Origin of the sequence: Nonomuraea glycinis, from assembly GCF_035920485.1 — a bacterium.
GTDB classification, from domain to species: Bacteria; Actinomycetota; Actinomycetes; order Streptosporangiales; family Streptosporangiaceae; genus Nonomuraea; species Nonomuraea glycinis.
This window is the reverse complement of the sequence record NZ_CP109166.1, coordinates 9,344,594-9,364,065: the sequence shown is the minus strand read 5'-3', so window position 1 is coordinate 9,364,065 and position 19,472 is coordinate 9,344,594. Positions and strand designations below refer to the sequence as shown.

Genomic DNA, 19,472 nt, shown 5'->3' with positions numbered 1-19,472 from the left:
GATCCTGGACGGTCGCGTACGGCCCGGGCGCGAGCACCTCGATCATGCGGCCTCGAACCGCACCCGCGTGCCGGGCCTGAACGGCGTCGGCGGCTCGGCCGCGACGTCCCACACCTTCAGTCCGGTACGGCCCAGCAGCCGCCACCCACCGGGGGAGGCCGTCGGGTAGACGGCCGAGTAGGGGCCGGCGACCGCCACCGACCCGGCGGGCACCGACGTGCGCGGCGTCTCCAGCCGGGGCGCGTGCAGCACCGGGTCCAGCCCGATCAGATAGGCGAACCCGGGGGCGAACCCCAGCCATCCCACCACCAGTTGGCGGCCGGTGTGCCGGGCGATCACCTCCTCGGTGGAGATCCCGGCCATCCGGGCCACCGCCTGGAGATCCTCGCCGTCGTAGACCACCGGGATCGTCACCACGTCCTGCGGCTCGCCGGGCGCGGCGGGCTCGCCGCCCTCCGCACAGGAGGCCAGCAGCTCGGCCAGCCGGGGCAGCAACCGTCCCTGATCGGCCCCCGGAGCCACCACGAGGACCGTCTCGGGGCCGGGCACCACCTCCACGACCCCCTGCGGCCGATCGGCCCGCAGCGCGGCGTCCAGCCGGTGCGACACGTCCAGCGCCCCGGTCTCCACGAGCAGCCCGTGCTCGCCGGCTCGCCGGATCACCTCGGCACCGCCCGACCCCGGCCGGCGACCTGGGCGGGAGCCGGAGCCCATCTCCGGCCCTGGCGCGGTCGGGCGGTCATGCGAAGGCCTGCAGCACCACTCCGGCCTCCAGCAGCCCGTCGCGTACGGCCCTGGCCAGGCTCACCGCGTCCGGGGTGTCGCCGTGCACGCAGATCGAGCGGGCCGGCACCGGAACCTGCCGGCCGTCGGCGGAGATCACCGTCCGCTCGACCGCCATCCGCACGGCGCGGGCGGAGACCTCCTCGACGTCGTGGATCACCGCGCCGGGCTCGCGCCGCGACACCAGCGCGCCGGCCGAGGTGTAGGCGCGGTCGGCGAACGCCTCGCTGACGGTGGGCACCCCCTCGGCCGCCGCCACCTCGTGCACGACCGACCCGGGTAGCGTCAGCACCGGCAGCGACGGGTCGTAATCGGCGACCGCGTCGATCACCGCGGCCGCCTGCTCCCGATCGCGGCAGATCCGGTTGTAGAGGGCGCCGTGCGGTTTCACGTAAGAGACCCGGCCGCCCATCGCCCGCGCGATGCCGTCGACGGCGGCGAGCTGGTAGAGCACCTCGGCGCAGAGCTCCTCCGGCTCCACCTCCATCTCCCTGCGCCCGAAGTGCGCCAGGTCGCGGTAGGACACCTGCGCGCCGATCGTCACGCCCCGGTCGACGGCGGCCGCGCAGGTGCGTCTGATCGTCACCGGATCGCCGGCGTGGAATCCGCACGCGACGTTGGCGCTCGTGACGATGTCGAGCAGGGCCATGTCGTCGCCGAGCCGCCAGATGCCGAAGCCCTCGCCGAGGTCCGCGTTGAGGTCGATCACCATGGACTCCATCATGGCGGTAGGACTACCTCGGTGTGACGAAGAGGGTCTGAGTCGCGGTGCCCACTTCACCGTCGCGGTCGTACAGGGTGGAGCGGGTCAGGCCGCGGCCGGACGGGCCGATGACGGTCTCGGCGTCCAGGCAGATCCACTCCCCGGCCGGTGACCGGAACAGCGAGATCGTCAGGTCGACGTTCACGAACAGGTGGGTGTCGAAGTCGAGGGCGAAACTGATGCCGTTGCCGCTGTCGGCGAACAGCGCCAGCCGCTCCGCCGGGGTGATCTCCTCGCCCTCGACCAGCGGCATCCGGATCCTGCCCCAGGCGGCGGCGGGCCCGACCGCCATCGGCGTGCCGCGGGCGAAGCGCCACTCGGTCGCCCGGCCGTAGCCGAAGCCGGTGGACAGCCAGCTGTCGGTGGTGGCGTCGGGGAGGGGCGGCGGGGCCTGCGCGGCGGTCGCGGGCGTGGCGGCCTCGCGGATCCGCCAGGCCGACGCCCTGGCGTGCTCGCGGCCGCCGCAGAAGACCGCCGCCGACAGGCACTGCACCCGCTTGCCGTCGCGTACGACGTCGGTGCGGACCTCCAGCTCACCCACGGGCACGGGGGCGAACACGTCGACGGCGAGCCTGGACAGCTCCAGGCCGGGGCGCGGGGCGGTCATCGCCAGCTCGTGCGCGATGAGCGCGGTCACCGGGCCCATGTGCTGAGTGGCGGGGTCCCACGGCCCCTGGGTGTGCTCGGTGGCCTGATAGCGCCCGGGGGCCAGGCGGGTGTACATCGACATACGGTCGAATCTAGAGCTCGTCGGGAATGTCGGCGATGTCGTCGAGGGCCGCGGCCAGCTCGTCCGGATGGTCCCCGATCCGCTCGGCGATCTCCATGAGCACGTGCAGCACGTCGTGCCGGTCGTGGCCCAGGTCGAGCAGGCGCTGGGCGGCCTCCCAGAGCTGCGGCGGGTCGCCCTCCCACATCCGGGTGGCGATCTCCTCGTGCCAGGCCAGGTGCTCCTCGTCGAGCGAGCCCCCGTGGTCGATCTCCAGCAGCACCCGCCGGTCGGCCTCGTCGGCCGGGTTGAGCCGGTCCAGGTCGACGCCGTTGTGCGTGCCCTGCAGGAACGGGAACGCGAACGCCCGCCTGGCCAGCGCGGACAGGTCGCCGTCCGGCAGCAGCCGCTCCAGCAGCGGGCGGTCCAGGCCGAACGACGTCGGATCCCGGTAAGCCGCGGGGAACTTGCCGATGGCCTCCCACACCGCGTCCAGCGTGGCCTTCAGCCCGGTCTCGGGCAGCCCGGTGCGGTGGGCGGCGAAGCGCACCCAGGCCGCCAGCACGTGCGGCATGGCCTCCTGCTCGGCCACCGACAGCATCACCTTGCGGGGCAGCCAGTCCAGCAGGAACGTCTCGCACTTGGTCGGGCTGACCCGTAGCGGCCTGCTGAAGTCCTGTTCGCAGCCGTAGTCGATGATGTGGTCGGCGCACCGGGAGGCCGCCGACGGGTCCGACAGGTGCTCGGCCGCGTCGGAGGCGAGGAACTCGGCCGCCAGCATGGCCCGCCGCTCGCGGCTGTAAGGGGCCTCGATGTGCAGCGGCGCCGGGCGCTTGCGGCCCGGCGGCAGCGCCTTCAGCCGGGCGCGGGCGAAGGCGTGGTAGGCGCTGTAGCTGTCGCTGACGGGCGGCGGCGTCTTGGGCTCCTTGGTGGCCTTCATGGCCGACTCGAGCAGCGCCCTGGCCTGCTGGGGCTCGATCTCCTCGAACAGCAGCATCGGGTTGCCGACCGTCTCCGCCCTGGCCTGCTCCAGCAGCTTGTCGACCTGCGAGGAGACCCAGGCGTCGCGCGCCATGCCGGACATGTTGTGGTCGACGACCATGACGAGCGCGTGGCGGTCCTGACCGTGCCTGGGGGTCTGGTCCTCGTTCCAGCGGTAGGCGAAGGTGCAGATCACCGTGTCCTGGTCGCCGTAGGCGTCGCGGGAGACGTAGCAGCCGGTGTGCTTGACCGCGCCGACCCGGTCCGCCCAGCCGGGCCTGGCCACGCCCGACTCCATCATCGCCAGCGCCGCGCCCTCCGCCTTGGCGCCCTGCCGGGACGTGCCCAGATAGGCCAGGCAGATCAGCAGCGTCAGCGACGCCGGGGTGCCGGCCTTGGCGGCGTAGTCGACGAGCCCCTCGCCGAGGACCTGTTCGACGTCACCACCCCGCACCGGTCTGCGCCACCAGGCGCCGACCATGTCGGAGACCATCAGCTCCGCGTCGAGCGGGCTGCGTACGGCCAGCAGCTCGCGGGCCGCCTGCACCATCTCCTTGAACACATCGTCGGGCGGGGTGCTCTCCCGGGGGTCTCGTCGGTGTCGGCGCACGCCCTCACTCTCTCGCATTCCAGGCGTAAACGGCGCGTACAACGCGGCCTGGTGACTTCGATGTTATCGAGGGCTCCGCGGCGGTGGCGCGGAGTTGACGATCGCGAGCAGATGTTCGCGGGCGATCCGTTCGACGATCTCGGGCGTAGCCGTGATGCCGAGGTGCTGCGCGCAGGCGCACACATCGTCGACACACCTGTCGATCGTGTCCACGGGCACGGTCAGGAACTCCTCGGCCAGTCTGTGACTGACCGGTTCCTTGAGCAAGCGTGTGGCCAGAGCGAGCATAGATGTGAGATTCCTCCGTATGCCCGGGGGCAAACCCCCAGGAATGGACGCAGGCGACTTGCGCTCCCATTTCATCTTTTCTCGGGCCGGTGTCAAGCCTCCACAACGGCTTTGTTCGCTTCTCGGGAACCGCTTTCGTGCGAAGCTGTTCCCATGCGCATCCAGCTCGCCCAGCGCGCCGAGGCCGACGACCTGCTCGGCCGCAGCCCGCTCGCCCTGCTCGTCGGCATGCTGCTCGATCAGCAGGTGTCGATGGAGTGGGCGTTCACGGGGCCTTACACCATTTCTGAGCGGCTCGGGCACGAACTGACCGCTGAAGAGATAGCCTCCTATGACCCCGAGGCGTTCGTGGCGCTGCTGGCGGCCAAGCCGGCGGTCCACCGCTACCCCAAGTCGATGGCGGCGCGCGTGCAGCAACTCGCCGCTTACCTGGTCGAGCACTATGACGGCGAGGCCGAGCGGCTCTGGGAAGATGTGGCGGACGGCAAAGGGTTGCTGAAGCGACTGCAGGAGTTGCCGGGTTACGGCAAGCAGAAGGCCCAGATCTTTCTGGCATTGCTGGGCAAACAGCTGGGGGTCCAACCGCCAGGATGGCGGGAGGCCGCCGGTCTCTACGGCGAGGAGGGCGCGTTCCGGTCGGTCGCCGATGTGGTCGACGCCGACACGCTGGTCAGAGTCCGAGCCGCCAAACAGGAGGCCAAGCAGGCGGCGAAGGCCAAGTAGCCTGATCTTGCTGCGCAACGTGGAGCGATTTTGACAGGATGCGTTGACCGTATGGCGGCCGGGGCTTCCGTCCGCGCATGCCCATCGCCGATGATGTACTGCAGAATCCGGTCGCCCGGAGCTGCGCTACGCCGATACACGATTATGGAGATGTGCCGCGTGGGAGACCCTGGCACGCGACGGAGGTGCCGACCATGAGCGCCGAGACCTCCGTTCCCCGTCCCCGGGAGTCGGATGTGGACATCTCAGACTCCGCCCTCCTCAAGGGCCTGCTGTCCGAGGCAGAGTTCGCCTTTGCCTTCTTCGACGTCGACGGCCGCATCCAGCGGGTCAACGACGTGTTCACCGACGTCGCCGGTGTCCCGGCCGAGCGGCTGGTGGGCCGCGCCTCGGCCGAGGCACTGACGGCCGATATCGGCCAGGTCGTCGCACAAGGCTTCCAGTCCGTCACCGACAGCGACGCACCGGTCACCGAGAGACGCGTGCGGGTGCGTTCACCGGAGGGCGAGACGCGCTACTGGTCGATGTCGTTCTCGCCGGTGCACGACGAGTCCGGCGCCCTGCTGGCCGTCGCGATGCTCGGGCTCGACGTGACCGAGAGCCGCCAGGTCGAGGAGGACCTGCGCCGCAGCGAGGAGCGCTATCGCTCGCTGGTCGAGGCGCAGTCCCAGCTCGTCTGGATCACCTCGCCCACCGGCACGGTGGTCGAGGACGCGCCGCAGTGGCGTGCCATCACCGGCCAGGGCCTGGAGGAATACCTCGCCTACGGCTGGCTGGAGGCCGTGCACCAGGACGAGCGCCAGCAGACCGAAGAGGCCTGGAAGGAGGCGCTGCGCGGCCGGACCATGTTCGAGTGGAACTACCGCGTGCGCACCAGGGCCAGCGGCTTCCGCCACTTCGAGGTGCGCGCCGTGCCGATCATCCGGCACGGCCGGATCGTGGAGTGGGTGGGCGCCAACACCGACGTGACGCCGCAGCGTGAGGCCGAGGAGATGCGGGGCAGGCTGACCGACCAGCTCGGCGCCGCCGCCCTGCGCACGGCCCGGCTGCAGGGCGCCACCGCCCAGCTCGCCGAGGCGCTCACGGTCGAGCAGGTGGTGCAGGTCATCATCGACGTCGGCCGCACCGCGCTGGCCGCGGACCGGTCCGCGGTGGCGCTGCTGGACACCGACCGGGCGGCGCTCAAGCTGATCAACGGCGAGGGCGTCCCCGAGGCGTCCGGCTCCGCCGGCGAGGAGATCCCGCTGTCGCACACCAGCGTGATGACCATGGCCGTCAACAGCCGCAGGCCGTTCTTCGCCGAGTCGCCCGTCAGCCTGAAGCTCCAGCTTCTCGAGGCGGGCGGCGACAAGGAAGTGCTCAGCACCTATCTGGCCAACAGCGACGAGCGGGCCTGGGTGGGGCTGCCGCTGCTCGCCGCCGGCCGGGCGCTGGGCGCGCTGCGCTTCTCGTTCACCAGGCCGCAGAAGATCTCCCAGGAGGACGGCGTCTTCCTGGAGGCGCTGGCCGGGCAGTGCGCGCTGGCGGTGGAGCGCGCCACACTGTTCGAGCGTGAGCACCGCACCGCCGAGACGCTGCAGCGCAGCCTGCTGCCGGACCGCCTGCCGGTCATCAAGGGCTTGGAGCTGGCCCAGCGCTTCCGCTCGGGCAGTCGCCACGTGCAGGTCGGCGGCGACTGGTACGACGCGTTCGTGCTGCAGGACGGCCGGGTAGCGGCCGTCGTCGGCGATGTCATGGGCAAGGGCGTCAAGGCGGCGGCCGGCATGGGCCGCATCCGCAATGCCATGCGGGCGCTGGCGCTGACCAACCCGCCGCCCGCGGCCGTGCTGACGGGGCTCGACCGGGTCTTCGACGCCACCGAAGAGGAGGAGCAGGTCACCACCCTCGCCTACATGGTGGTCGAGCCGGTCACCGGCGAGGGCACGCTCGCGCTCGCGGGCCATCCGCCACCCGTCCTGGTATCTCCGCAGGGCACGGCGATTCTCTGCGACGCAGAGCCGGGCACTCCGCTAGGCTGGCCGACCAGCCGAAGGCAGTTCCGCTTCGTAGTGCCGCCCGGCCATACGGCCGTGCTCTACTCCGACGGACTGGTGGAGAACCGCAAACGCGGGCTGGATGCCGGACTCGCAGAGATTTGCAGTGTTGTGACCGAAGCGCCGCCTGAGGTGGTGGGAAGTCCGCACATGCTGCTGGACTTCCTGGTTGACCGGATGTTGTCGGGATATGAACAGGATGATGACGTTACCGCCCTGGCCATTCACGTGCCGCCTGCCACGAAGAGTGACTGAATGAATCAGTCATAAGGGTTGCTTTCGGGTATCGGTGCCGCCCTTACGTACGCACTACTACTTGGGTCGGCCTAGGGTGGAGGTCAACCGCCGGGAGGTGGCCGTATGGATCGCAAGGTCGTGCCAGAATGCTGGGCAGGTCCGTAGCGGTCCGCACGGCCTCCGATCTCTGAGAGAGGCAACAGCCCCCCAGCGGGCATCTGGGTCCATTGTCGCCACGCGTTCGTTCGAGAGGTGTTCGTGTCGCCTGCAAGTTCGACTCGCTCGAAGCCACAAGAGCTGAACGAGCCCGTCATTCAGCGACTGCTCGAGCGTGGGCGCTCGCAGGGTTTCCTCGAGTCTGAGGATGTCCGCCAGGCCTTCGAGGAGGCCGACATCCCCATGTCGCACGCCGCCGCGTTCTTGCGGAACCTCAGCAAAGAGGGCGTGACCGTGGTGGTGACCGCCGCGGATTCGGCAGCGCCGAAGAAGTCGCGTCCAGCAAAGCGCCGCACAGCCGCCCCCGTCAAGACCAAAGCGGCAGCAGCCGCCAAGGAGCAGCAGCCCGAGACCGTCACCGCGGTCGTGGGCACCGCCGAAGCAGAGCCGGCGGCCAAGAAGCCGACTCCTGCCAAGAAGGCCGCGCCGGCCGCCAAGAAGGCCAAGGCAGACAGTGCCGGACAGGCCAAGAAGGCCAAGCCGGACAGCGCCGGGCCTGCCGAGACCAAGCCCAAGTCGTCCGACGGTGTCGACGACGAGGACATCGAGCTCGACGCTGACGTGGAGCTGGTCGACCTCGAGGACATCGACGTCGACGATGTGGAGATCGCGGCGAGCGACTCCGACACCGAGGGCGACTCCGATGAGGAGCCAGAAGAGCCCAAGGTGGCGGAGGTGGCCGCCGCGGCGGTCGTCGAGAAGAGCGAGGACGAGGTCCTCATCCTGACCGACGACGACGATGACGCCCCGATCGCGCAGGTCGCGGCCGCGGGTGCCACCGCCGACCCCGTCAAGGACTACCTCAAGCAGATCGGCAAGGTCCCCCTGCTCAACGCCGAGCAGGAGGTCGAGCTGGCCAAGCGGATCGAGGCCGGTCTGTTCGCCGAGGAGCAACTCGGCGGCGGCGAGATCGACAACCTGCCGGTCGACGTCAGGGCCGAGCTGGAGTGGATCGCCGAGGACGGTCGCCGGGCCAAGAACCACCTGCTGGAGGCCAACCTCCGGCTCGTGGTCTCGCTGGCCAAGCGCTACACCGGCCGCGGCATGCTGTTCCTGGACCTGATCCAGGAGGGCAACCTCGGTCTGATCCGCGCGGTGGAGAAGTTCGACTACACCAAGGGCTACAAGTTCTCCACCTACGCCACCTGGTGGATCCGGCAGGCGATCACCCGTGCCATGGCGGACCAGGCGCGGACCATCCGCATCCCGGTCCACATGGTCGAAGTGATCAACAAGCTGGCCCGCGTCCAGCGGCAGATGCTGCAGGACCTGGGCCGCGAGCCCACGCCGGAAGAGCTCGCCCGCGAGCTGGACATGACGCCCGAAAAGGTGGTCGAGGTCCAGAAGTACGGTCGCGAGCCGATCTCCCTGCACACCCCGCTGGGTGAGGAGGGCGACAGCGAGTTCGGCGACCTCATCGAGGACTCCGAGGCCATCGTCCCGGCCGACGCCGTCAGCTTCACGCTGCTCCAGGAGCAGCTGCACTCCGTTCTCGACACGTTGTCGGAGCGCGAGGCGGGCGTCGTGTCGATGCGGTTCGGCCTCACCGACGGTCAGCCCAAGACGCTGGACGAGATCGGCAAGGTCTACGGGGTGACGCGCGAGCGCATCCGGCAGATCGAGTCGAAGACCATGTCCAAGCTCCGTCACCCGTCCCGCTCGCAGGTCCTGCGCGACTACTTGGACTAGGCATCGCGTCGAAAAAAGGGGGCAACCGCCGTTGCCCCCTTTTTTCTTGCCCGACGTTTTCTTGCCCAGGCGTCGGTTCTTCCTGCTCAGATGTCGATGTCGAGCCTGCCCGGCGCGGGACGTACCGCGTAGCCCAGGCCGTCGAGCGCTTTGGCCAACTCCTCCGGCGTCGACGGGGTCAGGCCGCTCTCCAGCAGCGCCCTGGCGATCTCGCCGCGGGTGGCCTTGGCCATGTGGCTGACGACCTTGCCCTCCTTGAGGACCCGTACCGACACGCCGCGCTCACCGGGCCGCCACGCGCCCGCGTACGTGGCCGATCGCAGGTCCACGACCAGGCCGGGCAGCCGGTCCAGCTCGGCGGTGATCGCCGGCCGCCAGAACGCCGCCAGCCTGCCCATCGGCGGTAGGTTCACGCCCATGGACAGCCGGTAGGGCGGGATCCGGTCCCCGAGCCGCAGCACCCCCCACAGGCCCGAGAAGATCAGCACACTCTCCTCCGCCCTGGCCCGCGCCTCGGGGCCGAGCTCGGCCGGCGCCAGGTTGTCGTACAGCACGCCGGTGTAGAGCTCGGCCGCGGGCAGCGTGGGGGCCTGCCTGATGGCCAGGTTCTTCGCCAGCTCGGGGGCCAGGCCGGGGGACAGGCCGAGCACTTGGAGGGCGTCGCGGCGGCGGGAGGCCTTGATCAGGGCGCTCATCACCCGCTTGCGATGACGGTCGAGCTTGGGAAAGGACAGCTCTTCGACGGCGGGACCGTCTCCCTCGGACGCCTTGCCCTCCGACGGCGGCAGCAGAATCAGCACAGTGATGCAGCCTATTGGGCAAAGCTCCTGGTCATGGCTTTGACCCCGGAAATGCCGCGGGTGCCGGTGCGTCGTGCGGGGGGTGCGGGGGGAATGGGCGTCGTGAGGCCGGGCGTACCCGATGTGGAATCTTTTTCTCGGCGGGCTGTCGTCACGCAGAGTGATCAAATTGGCCTGGTGGAACCGTCCTGAGAAGGGGGCGGGATCGCCTTGGTCGTGTCGTATTGCCGGGGGTGCGGCGTGGACCGGAGCGGCAGCTCACGTCCTGGGGATGCCCGTGACTCTGGGCGTCCTGGCCTGAGCGCTTCCTGCACACCAGGGGCCGCCCGGCACGACTGACGCTCTTGACCTCAAGTGAACTTGGGATTCTATCGTTCATCGGCATGAGCACAATGAGCATTTCCGGGCAGGCGCGCCAGACCGACATCGAGGCGATCAAGCAGGTGGTGGCCGCGGTTGAGCACTCCCAGAACAACGAACTCCCTGACGAATTCGTCGCTCTGTTCCGCGCTGACGCGATCTGGACGACGGGGCACGGCAAGCGCCTCTTCGGGCGTGAGGCGATCTCGACGTTCACGCACCAGGTGCTTCCCGGAGGGATGGGGGACGCGACGGTCACGTTCGAGGTCGAACACGTTCTGTTCATCCGTCCCGACGTCGCGGCCGTGAAGGTGCGCCAGGTCTATCGGAACTCCGACGGGACGGAGGACGTGGGCACGCCCATGTTCGTCATGGCGAAGGAGGACGGGCGGTGGCGGCTGACCGCCTGCCAGAACACCAGCGTGCTCAGCGGCGACTGACCGCATGCGACGCGGCACACCGCCGGCGACAGGACGCGCGCCAAGCCGTCGGCTCAGCGGTAGCGGCTGACCTGCGATGGAGTGGCAGGGGCGCAGCGGGGCTAGGCTTCCGGGGGTGGATTTCGACCTTCTTGTGCATGCGGCGTGGCCGGCCTATGAGCAGCGTACGCACGACGGCTGGGTTCTGCGGCACGCCGGAGGGGTGACCAAGCGGGCCAATTCCGTGCTGCCTCTGGGGAGCCCGGCGGACCTGGCCGGGGCGATCGCGGCGGCCGAGACCTTCTACGCCGAGCGCGGGTTGCCCTGCGTCTTCTCCGTCGGCCCCCGCGCCACGCCCGGTCTCGACGGTGAGCTGGCGGCGCGGGGATACCAGGTGGTCGATCCGACCGTGATCATGGCTGGGCCGGTCGCGCGCGAGCCCGTCGTCCACGAGGTGCGGGTCGAGGAACGGCCGTGGCAGGGCTGGCTGAAGACGTGGTGGGCGGTCGACGGCCGCTACGGCACCGGGCTGGCCGAGGCGGAACGCATCTGTACGGGAGCGTCCGCCTGGTATGCCGCCGTGGAGGAGGACGGCGTCCCGGTCGCCGTGGGGCGGGGTGTGCCACAGGGCGACACGCTGGGCGTCTACTGCATGGCGACGCTGCCCCGGGCACGCCGGCGCGGGCTGGCCCGCAGCGTCCTGCGCGCCCTGGTCCGGCAGGGTGGCGGCACCTCGGCGTACCTGGTGGTCACGGCACAAAACCAGGGCGCGCGGGCGTTGTACGGCAGCGAGGGGCTCGCTGAGAAGGGTGAGTACCACTACCGCGTGCGCTGACCCAGGCCCACACGCGGGCCCGAAAGCCTCACGGACCATGAAGACCCGGGCGTATTGGGCGAGTCTCGGGCGCATCGGCACAAATCGCGGGTCCTGGTGCAGTTCGGGCGTGTTAGTGCGGACTCGCGGGTCCTGGTGCGAATCATGCATGCCGGGGCAGAGTCGCGGGTCCTGAGGTGAATCGTGCATGCCTGGGCTGATTCGCGGGTTCTGGCGCGGCTCGTGTGCGTCAGCGCGGGCCCGTGGATCGGTAGAGAACCCGCAGTGTCCTGGCACGGGCTCCACATGGTGGGGCGGTCTCTGGCCTAATATGGATCTTGTTTTACGCAGAACGGCGACCCCGGGTTGCCGGGATCGCCGTTCTGTAACGCTATATGTGGTTATGTCATCACGGCGGACGCGTTAGCGCTCGTCGTTGGGGCCGGTGAATGAAGGGGTTTCGCTGAGACGTGCCGACTCGTCCAAGATGTCGGCGCCCTTTTCGCGCAGCGCCGCAATGTGCTGACGCCCATGGTGGGCGCAGAACAGCAGCTCCCCGCCCACGGGCAGGGTCGCGCGAATGTAGGCCTGGGCGCCGCAACGGTCGCAGCGGTCGAGGGCCGTCAGCGGCTTAACGGGGGCAAGAGCTCCAGTCACGTATCGCCTTTCGGGTCACCCCCGCCGAAGCGAGGATCTGGCGTCAGTCACTTGGACAACATCTAACCGGACCTGGACGTTCCCAACCGCCCCCTCTCTACGCCCAGAGCAGAATGTGTCCGAAAGTATTGATGATCAGCCCGCTGGTAACGGCAAACGTGCCGTCATGGCAAGCTTGTACGCGTCCGTAGGGGAAGAACGGTAGGCTGCGCACACATGTTCGATGACTTGAGACCAGGGGAGCCGGAGTGACGCTAGTGGAGGCCGGTTACACGGCTCGTCACCTGTCGGTGCTTGAGGGCCTTGAGGCCGTACGCAAGCGACCTGGCATGTACATCGGATCCACCGACAGCCGCGGTCTCATGCACTGCCTCTGGGAGATCGTCGACAACGGCGTCGACGAGGCACTCGCGGGTCACTGCGACCGCATCGAGGTCGAGCTCTACCCCGACGGCTCCATCGAGGTGCGCGACAACGGCCGCGGCATCCCGGTGGACATCGAGCCCAAGAGCGGCCTGCCGGGCGTGGAGCTCGTCTACACCAAGCTCCACGCGGGCGGAAAATTCGGCGGCGGCTCCTATGGCGCCTCCGGCGGCCTGCACGGCGTGGGCGCCTCGGTCGTCAACGCGCTGTCCGCGCGCCTCGACGTTCAGGTCGACCGTGACGGCCACATTCACGAGATCAGCTTCCGCCGCGGCGTGCCCGGCGTGTTCGACGGCGACGGGCCGACCGCCAAGTTCAAGAAGAAGTCCGGCCTGCGTGACGGCGGCAAGGTGGCCACCCGGATCACCGGCACGCGCGTGCGCTTCTGGGTCGACAAGCAGATCTTCCTGCCCGACGCCGAGGTGTCGGTCGACGAGATCCACGTCAGGCTCCGCCAGACCGCCTTCCTGGTGCCCGGCCTCACCCTCGTCCTGATCGACGGCCGGCAGGAGGAGCGCGTCGAGGAGGAGTTCCACTTCGACGGCGGCATCTCCGAGTTCACCGAGTTCCTGGCCCGCGACGAGGCCGTCTGCGACGTGCTGCGGCTGCAGGGCGTCGGCCACTTCCACGAGACCGTGCCGGTCCTCGACGACCAGGGTCACATGACCTCCACCGAGGTGGAGCGCGAGCTCACCGTGGACGTGGCGGTGCGCTGGGGCAAGGGCTACGAGTCGACCGTCCGCTCGTTCGTCAACGTGATCGCCACCCCCAAGGGCGGCACCCACGTCACCGGCTTCGAGCGTGCCCTGGTGCGCACCCTCAACGAGCAACTGCGCGAGACCCGCCTGCTCAAGAACGGCGACGACCCGGTCAACAAGGAGGACATCTCCGAAGGCCTGACCGCCGTCGTCACCGTGCGGGTGCCGGAGCCGCAGTTCGAGGGCCAGACCAAGGAGGTCCTCGGCACCTCCGCGGCCACCCGCATCGTCTCCCACGTGGTCAGCCGCGAGCTCAAGGAGCTGTTCGCCAACCCGCCGCGCGGGCTCAAGCAGCAGCTGCGCGCCACGCTGGAGAAGATTGTCGCCGCCGCCAAGGCCCGCATCGCGGCCCGCGAGCACCGCGAGAACCAGCGCCGCAAGAGCGCCCTGGAGAACTCCGCCCTGCCGGCCAAGCTGGTCGACTGCCGCAGCGACGACATCGATCGCAGCGAGCTGTTCATCGTCGAGGGTGACTCCGCGCTCGGCACCGCCAAGCTGGCCCGTGACTCGGAGTTCCAGGCCTTGCTGCCGATCCGGGGCAAGATCCTCAACGTCCAGAAGGCGTCCGTGAGCGACATGCTCAAGAACGCCGAGTGCGCGGCCATCATCCAGGTGGTCGGCGCCGGGTCCGGTCGCTCCTTCGACCTCGACTCGGCCCGCTACGGCAAGATCATCCTGATGGCCGACGCCGACGTCGACGGCGCGCACATCCGCTGCCTGCTGCTCACCCTGTTCCACCGCTACATGCGTCCCATGGTGGAGGCCGGTCGTGTCTTCGCCGCCGTGCCTCCACTGCACCGCATCGAGCTCACCAATCCGGGCCGGGGCAAGGACAAGTACATCTACTGCTACTCCGACGCCGAGCTCCAGAAGGTCCTGCGCGACCTGGAGCGGCGCAACAAGCGGTGGAAGGACCCGGTGCAGCGCTACAAGGGCCTCGGTGAGATGGACGCCGACCAGCTCGCCGAGACCACCATGGACCCGCGCCACCGCATCCTGCGCCGCGTCCGCATCGAGGACGTCCAGGAGGCGGAGAACATCTTCAGCCTGCTGATGGGCAGCGATGTGGCGCCGCGCCGCGAGTTCATCGTCAGGAGCGCCGCCGAGGTGGACCGCGACCACATCGACGCCTGACCGGCCCGGCTCCGGGAGGGGCCGGCCGTTCTGCGGGTGAGCGGGCCGCTCTGGCGCGTGACACCCCCCCGTGGGGGTGGCGTCGCCTGAGAGCGTTGCCCGGCGCTGTGCGCCGAAGAGGCGTTGCCGTGATGAGGCCGGGGCGAGGATTTGTCCGCCCCGGTCGTCGGTTGCCCGCTCTCGTGTGGCCGTAGGGCGCTGGTCAGGCTACGGGCACGAGTTCGCCGGTGTGGACGTCGTAGATGGCGCCGGTTACCGGCAGGTCCTCCGGTAGGAAGGGGGAGGACTTGATGCGGGTCAGGTCGTGGCGGAGCGCGGCGCCCTGGTCCGGGACGGTGTGGAACTCCAGGCTGCGGGTGTCGACGCCCTTGCTCTGGGTGAGGGCATGCACGTCGGCGTCGCTGACCTTGGACATGCCGCAGTCGGTGTGGGGCATGATCAGGACTCGTTCGACGCCCAGGAGATAGACCGCCAGGACCAGGGTCCGCAGCACGTCGTCGGTGACACGGGCGCCGGCGTTACGCAGGATCTTGGCGTCACCCGGCTGCAAGCCGAGCAGGCCGAGTGGGTCGATGCGGGAATCCATGCAGGTCACAACGGCGAGGCCACGCGCTGCCGTACCGGTGAGGCCGGAGTTTTCGAAGCCTCCGGCGAACCTCGCGTTGGCGGCAAACAGATCGTCGAACGCATCCATGGCACTGATAATCCCTCATGCCTCCCATGTCGGTGTATGCGGGGTGCGACTGGCGGGGACTTGGCCAACGTCCCACCATCTCCACTGACTTTACGTGATGATGTCGTAGCCCAGAGTGTTGTGCATCCCTTGGAGAAGGTCGTCTTGAGCAGGTCCGAATCGCTCGCCGTGTATCTTCGCGGCCAGGCCAGGCGCCGCCTGGACCGAGTGGAGTCCAATGACGGCGGCCGTAACGCCAAAGGAGCCCTGGCCCTGCTCGATGCCGCCGCCTACGCCGCGAGCCTGCCCGACGACGACCCGGTCATCCTGATGCTCGACCAGGCCGGCTGCTACGGGCCCCTGGGCTGCGAGGACTTCAACCCCGGCGACGCGGGCGACCGCCTCATCCGCACCTGGCAGGGCGGCGAGCCGCACGAGCTCCTGCTGTCGCTGCCCGCCGCCATCACCGCCTCACCGACCGACCAGTTCGGCAGCAGGTCACCCCGCCCCTCCTGAGTCCGCATCGTCGCTCCGGGCCCGCGTGCCCGCTGCCCTCCCGGTATTCGTCATGGGTGTGCCGAAGATCGCCGTCGGAGGCCGGGATCAGAGTGAGGGCCACAGGGGTCTGCCGCAGGTGCGTCGAGAGAGTGAGCGGGGCCGCAAGCCGATTGTTGCGGCCCGGTCCCTGCTGAGATGCCTCCCCGCGCCCCCTCACCGCTCCGCAGAACGCTTCACGTCCCTCGCGAGGCCCCCGAGGTGCCTGGGCCGCTCAGAGGTCTCTGTGGAAGCTTGTACGGATTCCGAACGGCCCTGGCATGGGGCAGGATGCCGGGCGAGCTCCTGGTGTGTGGCGGGACTTCGGGTGGGCGGGCGTCAGGTGGGTTCGTTGCCGGGCTTCCACTTGATGCCGCAGCCCATGGACGGGACCTGGTCCTCGGGCACGGGAGCGCCGGCGAGGACGGCGTCGATGGCCGCTCGCAGGGAGGAGCCCGTCACCGGGACGGAGTTGCGCGGGCGGGACCCGTCGAACTCGCCACGGTAGACCAGCCGGAACTCCGCGTCGTACAGGAAGAAGTCCGGCGTGCAGGCGGCCCGGTAGGCCTTGGCGACCTCCTGGGTGTCGTCCAGCAGGTAGGGAAAGGTGAAACCGGCGCGCCCGGCCTGCTCGGCCAGGTGTGTCGGATCGTCGTCCGGGTAGTTCACGCTGTCGTTGCTGCTGATCGCCACGATCGACAGCCGGGAGCCGTAGTCGGCTGCCAACTCGCCGAGGCCATCCTCGAGGTGGCGGACATAGGGGCAGTGATTGGACAGGAAGACCACGAGGACGGCTGGGGAGCCCTTCAGGTCGGCGAGCGAAACACTGCCGCCGCTGACGGCGGTGAGATCGAACGGAGGCGCGGGCGTGCCGAGCGGAACCATGAATGAGTTGGCGGCCATGCCTCCCATTGTCCCCCGTCCCCAACATTGCGGAGGTGTGTCATGAACGGCATCGCGGAGTTTCGATCGACCGTGATCGACTGCCCGGACCCACGTGCGCTGGCCGACTTCTACTCCCGGCTCCTGGGGTGGCCCGTCGCCTACGACGAGGACGACTGGGCCGTGGTGACCGAGGTCGGCTCGCCGATGCGGCTGGCGTTCCAGCGGGCGGAGGACTATCAGCCGCCCGTCTGGCCGAGCCGGGAGCGTCCTCAGCAGGTGCACATCGACACCATGGTCGACGACCTGGACAAGGCCGAGGAACAGGTGCTCATGATCGGCGCGACCAAGACCGAGGTCCAGCCGAGCGAGAACGACAGCTTCCGCGTCTTCCTCGACCCGGCCGGCCACCCGTTCTGCCTCACCGCCAAGGACTAGATACGCCGACGACGCTCGGGTCAGTCCTGAACGTCCTCCTGCGGGGCGGGCGGTGCTTCGGCCGGAGTGCCGGAACCGCCGGCGAGGGCGCCGCCGATCGCGCCGATGGTGTGCGTGAGGCGCACGCCGGAGCCGTCCCGGCGGCCGACCTCGTCCGGCAGCGGCACCGGCTTGCCCACCGACGAGATCGCCTTGGCGGGCGCGGGCCCCGCCCAGGCGAGCAGCAGCACGTCCTCTCCCTTGAGGAACCGCTGGGTACGCACCCCGCCCGTGGCCCGGCCCTTGGCGGGGTATTCGGCGTAGTCGGAGACCTTGCCGCCGCCCACCTGGGTGCCGGGCAGGGCGGTGGACGAGCCGGCCACCGTGACCACCACGCCGGGACGGGCCGGATCGACCACGCCGAACCAGACCACCCGCGCCCCGCCGTCGAGGCGGATGCCCGCCATGCCGCCCGCCGGCCTGCCCTGCGGCCTGACCAGGGCGGCCTGGAAGCGCAGGAGCTGGGCGTCGGAGGTGATGAACACCAGGTCGTGGTCCTCGGAGTCGAGCTCGGCCGCGCCCACCACGGTGTCGCCGTCCTTGAGGGTGATCACTTCGAAGTCGTCGCGGTTGGCCGGGTAATCCGGCACCACGCGTTTGACGATGCCCTGGGCGGTGCCGATCGCCAGCCCCGGGCTGTCGGGATCGAGCGAGCCCAGGCCGATCACCGTCTCGTCAGGCTGGAGGGAGACGTACTCCGCCACCGGATGGCCGCCGGACAGCGACGGCGGGTTGGCCGAGGGCGGCAGGGTCGGCAGGTCGACCACCTGCACGCGGATCAGCCGGCCCAGGGACGTCACCACCCCGACCTCGCCTCTGACCGTCGTGCGGACCACGGAGACGAGCACGTCGTGCGCCGTGCGGTCGCCCTCGCCCGGCAGCGGTGAGGCGTCGGGCGTGCGGGCCAGCAGGCCGGTGGACGACAGCAGCGCCAGGCACGGGTCGTCGGCCACCTGCAGCGTCACCGTGGCGGTGCGGGTGGCGCCGGACGCCTCCAGCAGCACGGTACGGCGCGGCGTGCCGTACTTCTTCGACACCTCGGCCAGCTCGCCCGAGACGACCTGACGCAGCCGGGTCTCCGACGACAGGATGGCCGTCAGCGCGGCGATCTCCTCGGTCAGCGTCTCCTTCTCGCGGTCGAGCTCCAGCTTGTCGTAGCGGGTCAGGCGGCGCAGCGGCGTGTCGAGGATGTAGGCGGCCTGGATGTCGGTGAGGTTGAAGACCTCCATCAGGCGGGTGCGGGCCTGGCCGGAGTCGTCCGAGGAGCGGATGACCTGGATGACCTCGTCGATGTTGAGCAGCGCGACGATCAGGCCGTCGACCAGGTGCAGCCGCTCCTCGCGCTTGCGCCTGCGGTATTCGGAACGGCGGCGGACGACCTCGATCCGGTGGTCCACGTAGACCTGAAGCAACTCGCGCAGGCCCAGCGTGCGGGGCTCGCCGTCGACCAGGGCGACGTTGTTGATGCCGAAGGTCTCCTCCATCGGCGTCAGGCGGTAGAGCTCGTCGAGCACGGCCTCGGGGATGAAGCCGTTCTTGATCTCGATGACCAGGCGCAGGCCCTTGTGCCGGTCGGTGAGATCCTTGAGGTCGGCGATTCCCTGCAGCTTCTTGCTGGTCACCAACTCCTTGATCTTGGTGACGACGCGCTCGGGGCCGACGTTGTAGGGCAGCTCGGTGACGATGATGCCCTTGCGGCGCGGCGTGATCTGCTCCACCGCGCACTTGGCCCGCATGCGGAAGGTGCCGCGGCCGCTCTCGTAGGCGTCGCGGACGCCCTGCAGGCCGGTGATGGTGCCGCCGGTCGGCAGGTCGGGGCCCGGAACGTACTTCATCAGCTCGTCGAGCGTCGCGTCCGGCTTCTTGATCAGGTGACGGGCGGCGGCGATGACCTCGACGAGGTTGTGCGGCGCCATGTTGGTGGCCATGCCGACCGCGATGCCGGTGGTGCCGTTGACCAGCAGGTTGGGGAACGCCGACGGCATGACCGTGGGCTCGGTCTCCTGGCCGTCGTAGTTGGGCTTGAAGCCGACGGTGTCCTCGTCGAGCGACTCCACCATGAGCATCGCCGCCGGGGCCAGCCTGGCCTCGGTGTAGCGCATGGCGGCCGGCAGGTCGTCGGGCGAGCCGAAGTTGCCGTGGCCGTCGACCAGGGGCAGCCGCATGGAGAACGGCTGCGCCAGTCGCACCAGAGCGTCGTAGATCGCGGTGTCGCCGTGCGGGTGGAGCTTGCCCATCACGTCGCCGACGACGCGCGAGGACTTGACGTGCCCCCGGTCGGGGCGCAGTCCCATCTCACTCATCGAGTAGAGGATGCGACGCTGCACCGGTTTGAGCCCGTCGCGAGCGTCGGGCAGCGCTCGCTGGTAGATCACCGAATAGGCGTACTCGAGAAAGCTCGTGCGCATCTCCGAGGAGACGTCGATATCGACGATCCGCTCCTCGAAGTCCTCGGGCGGGGGTGCAGTCGTGCGTCGGGCCATGTCGAACATTGTGCCGAAGAGAGTTG

At 69.5% G+C, this 19,472-nt stretch carries 18 protein-coding genes; 8 read left to right on the top strand and 10 right to left on the bottom strand.

The annotated features are described in order from the left end of the window. Positions 1–42 precede the first annotated feature (42 nt). The 5 genes from OHA68_RS44130 to OHA68_RS44110 form a co-directional block, all read right to left on the bottom strand. On the bottom strand, positions 43–663 hold the full coding sequence (locus OHA68_RS44130) for a 5-oxoprolinase subunit B family protein (RefSeq protein ID WP_327105572.1): 621 nt from the start codon (positions 661–663) through the stop codon (positions 43–45). Positions 664–739: 76 nt separating this feature from the next. After that, positions 740–1,495 (bottom strand): LamB/YcsF family protein, encoded by a 756-nt coding sequence (locus tag OHA68_RS44125; protein ID WP_327105571.1) that lies wholly within the window; start codon positions 1,493–1,495, stop codon positions 740–742. Between the two features lie 22 nt (positions 1,496–1,517). Beyond that, a complete protein-coding gene (locus OHA68_RS44120; RefSeq protein ID WP_327105570.1) occupies positions 1,518–2,276 on the bottom strand; it encodes a thioesterase family protein in 759 nt (252 codons plus the stop codon). Positions 2,277–2,286: 10 nt separating this feature from the next. Further along, complete coding sequence (locus OHA68_RS44115) at positions 2,287–3,786, bottom strand: hypothetical protein (protein ID WP_189141101.1); 1,500 nt, start codon at positions 3,784–3,786, stop codon at positions 2,287–2,289. A gap of 123 nt (positions 3,787–3,909) precedes the next feature. Then, positions 3,910–4,134 (bottom strand): hypothetical protein, encoded by a 225-nt coding sequence (locus tag OHA68_RS44110; RefSeq protein WP_189140954.1) that lies wholly within the window; start codon positions 4,132–4,134, stop codon positions 3,910–3,912. Between the two features lie 153 nt (positions 4,135–4,287). Between OHA68_RS44110 and OHA68_RS44105 the strand changes: the two genes are divergently transcribed. The 3 genes from OHA68_RS44105 (at position 4,288) to OHA68_RS44095 (ending at position 9,032) form a co-directional block, all read left to right on the top strand. Next, the gene (locus OHA68_RS44105; protein WP_189140953.1) at positions 4,288–4,857 is read left to right on the top strand and encodes an HhH-GPD-type base excision DNA repair protein; all 570 of its coding nucleotides are present in this window, start codon (positions 4,288–4,290) and stop codon (positions 4,855–4,857) included. 194 nt (positions 4,858–5,051) lie between these two features. Beyond that, positions 5,052–7,145, top strand: a complete 2,094-nt coding sequence (locus OHA68_RS44100; protein WP_327105569.1) for a SpoIIE family protein phosphatase — start codon at positions 5,052–5,054, stop codon at positions 7,143–7,145. 240 nt (positions 7,146–7,385) lie between these two features. Then, positions 7,386–9,032: an RNA polymerase sigma factor gene (locus tag OHA68_RS44095; protein WP_327105568.1), complete on the top strand. Its 1,647-nt coding sequence runs from the start codon at positions 7,386–7,388 to the stop codon at positions 9,030–9,032. Between the two features lie 86 nt (positions 9,033–9,118). On the opposite strand, the gene OHA68_RS44090 is transcribed toward OHA68_RS44095, so the two are convergent. Next, complete coding sequence (locus OHA68_RS44090; protein ID WP_327105567.1) at positions 9,119–9,832, bottom strand: YaaA family protein; 714 nt, start codon at positions 9,830–9,832, stop codon at positions 9,119–9,121. Between the two features lie 383 nt (positions 9,833–10,215). Here OHA68_RS44090 and OHA68_RS44085 point away from each other — a divergent pair, with 383 nt between their 5' ends. Together OHA68_RS44085 and OHA68_RS44080 are read left to right on the top strand one after the other, a co-directional pair. Beyond that, positions 10,216–10,632: an SgcJ/EcaC family oxidoreductase gene (locus OHA68_RS44085; protein ID WP_327105566.1), complete on the top strand. Its 417-nt coding sequence runs from the start codon at positions 10,216–10,218 to the stop codon at positions 10,630–10,632. 115 nt (positions 10,633–10,747) lie between these two features. After that, positions 10,748–11,446, top strand: a complete 699-nt coding sequence (locus OHA68_RS44080; protein ID WP_327105565.1) for a GNAT family N-acetyltransferase — start codon at positions 10,748–10,750, stop codon at positions 11,444–11,446. Positions 11,447–11,848: 402 nt separating this feature from the next. Here the strand turns inward: OHA68_RS44080 and OHA68_RS44075 are convergent, their stop codons facing one another. Then, a complete protein-coding gene (locus tag OHA68_RS44075; protein WP_225277535.1) occupies positions 11,849–12,082 on the bottom strand; it encodes a DUF7455 domain-containing protein in 234 nt (77 codons plus the stop codon). Between the two features lie 248 nt (positions 12,083–12,330). Here OHA68_RS44075 and OHA68_RS44070 point away from each other — a divergent pair, with 248 nt between their 5' ends. Beyond that, a complete protein-coding gene (locus tag OHA68_RS44070) occupies positions 12,331–14,397 on the top strand; it encodes a DNA gyrase/topoisomerase IV subunit B (RefSeq protein ID WP_327105564.1) in 2,067 nt (688 codons plus the stop codon). A 202-nt stretch (positions 14,398–14,599) separates the two neighbouring features. Here the strand turns inward: OHA68_RS44070 and OHA68_RS44065 are convergent, their stop codons facing one another. Beyond that, complete coding sequence (locus OHA68_RS44065; RefSeq protein ID WP_327105563.1) at positions 14,600–15,091, bottom strand: beta-class carbonic anhydrase; 492 nt, start codon at positions 15,089–15,091, stop codon at positions 14,600–14,602. Between the two features lie 144 nt (positions 15,092–15,235). Here OHA68_RS44065 and OHA68_RS44060 point away from each other — a divergent pair, with 144 nt between their 5' ends. Continuing rightward, entirely contained in the window at positions 15,236–15,586 is a 351-nt protein-coding gene (locus tag OHA68_RS44060; RefSeq protein ID WP_327105562.1) for a hypothetical protein, read from the top strand. Between the two features lie 357 nt (positions 15,587–15,943). Here OHA68_RS44060 and OHA68_RS44055 read toward each other — a convergent pair whose 3' ends face one another. Next, complete coding sequence (locus OHA68_RS44055) at positions 15,944–16,507, bottom strand: thioredoxin family protein (protein ID WP_189140944.1); 564 nt, start codon at positions 16,505–16,507, stop codon at positions 15,944–15,946. A gap of 42 nt (positions 16,508–16,549) precedes the next feature. Between OHA68_RS44055 and OHA68_RS44050 the strand changes: the two genes are divergently transcribed. Then, the gene (locus tag OHA68_RS44050; protein WP_189140943.1) at positions 16,550–16,924 is read left to right on the top strand and encodes a VOC family protein; all 375 of its coding nucleotides are present in this window, start codon (positions 16,550–16,552) and stop codon (positions 16,922–16,924) included. Positions 16,925–16,944: 20 nt separating this feature from the next. On the opposite strand, the gene OHA68_RS44045 is transcribed toward OHA68_RS44050, so the two are convergent. After that, positions 16,945–19,455: a DNA gyrase/topoisomerase IV subunit A gene (locus tag OHA68_RS44045; RefSeq protein ID WP_327105561.1), complete on the bottom strand. Its 2,511-nt coding sequence runs from the start codon at positions 19,453–19,455 to the stop codon at positions 16,945–16,947. Between the last annotated feature and the right edge of the window lie 17 nt (positions 19,456–19,472).

Bases quoted from the DNA above. Each gene is read 5' to 3' on its own strand.
- OHA68_RS44120 (WP_327105570.1), bottom strand. From the start codon at position 2,276: ATGTCGATGTACACCCGCCTGGCCCCCGGGCGCTATCAGGCCACCGAG.
- OHA68_RS44110 (WP_189140954.1), bottom strand. From the start codon at position 4,134: ATGCTCGCTCTGGCCACACGCTTGCTCAAGGAACCGGTCAGTCACAGA.
- OHA68_RS44125 (WP_327105571.1), bottom strand. From the start codon at position 1,495: ATGGTGATCGACCTCAACGCGGACCTCGGCGAGGGCTTCGGCATCTGG.
- OHA68_RS44065 (WP_327105563.1), bottom strand. From the start codon at position 15,091: ATGGATGCGTTCGACGATCTGTTTGCCGCCAACGCGAGGTTCGCCGGA.
- OHA68_RS44085 (WP_327105566.1), top strand. From the start codon at position 10,216: ATGAGCACAATGAGCATTTCCGGGCAGGCGCGCCAGACCGACATCGAG.
- OHA68_RS44100 (WP_327105569.1), top strand. From the start codon at position 5,052: ATGAGCGCCGAGACCTCCGTTCCCCGTCCCCGGGAGTCGGATGTGGAC.
- OHA68_RS44115 (WP_189141101.1), bottom strand. From the start codon at position 3,786: ATGGTGCAGGCGGCCCGCGAGCTGCTGGCCGTACGCAGCCCGCTCGAC.
- OHA68_RS44105 (WP_189140953.1), top strand. From the start codon at position 4,288: ATGCGCATCCAGCTCGCCCAGCGCGCCGAGGCCGACGACCTGCTCGGC.
- OHA68_RS44045 (WP_327105561.1), bottom strand. From the start codon at position 19,455: ATGTTCGACATGGCCCGACGCACGACTGCACCCCCGCCCGAGGACTTC.
- OHA68_RS44055 (WP_189140944.1), bottom strand. From the start codon at position 16,507: ATGGCCGCCAACTCATTCATGGTTCCGCTCGGCACGCCCGCGCCTCCG.
- OHA68_RS44050 (WP_189140943.1), top strand. From the start codon at position 16,550: ATGAACGGCATCGCGGAGTTTCGATCGACCGTGATCGACTGCCCGGAC.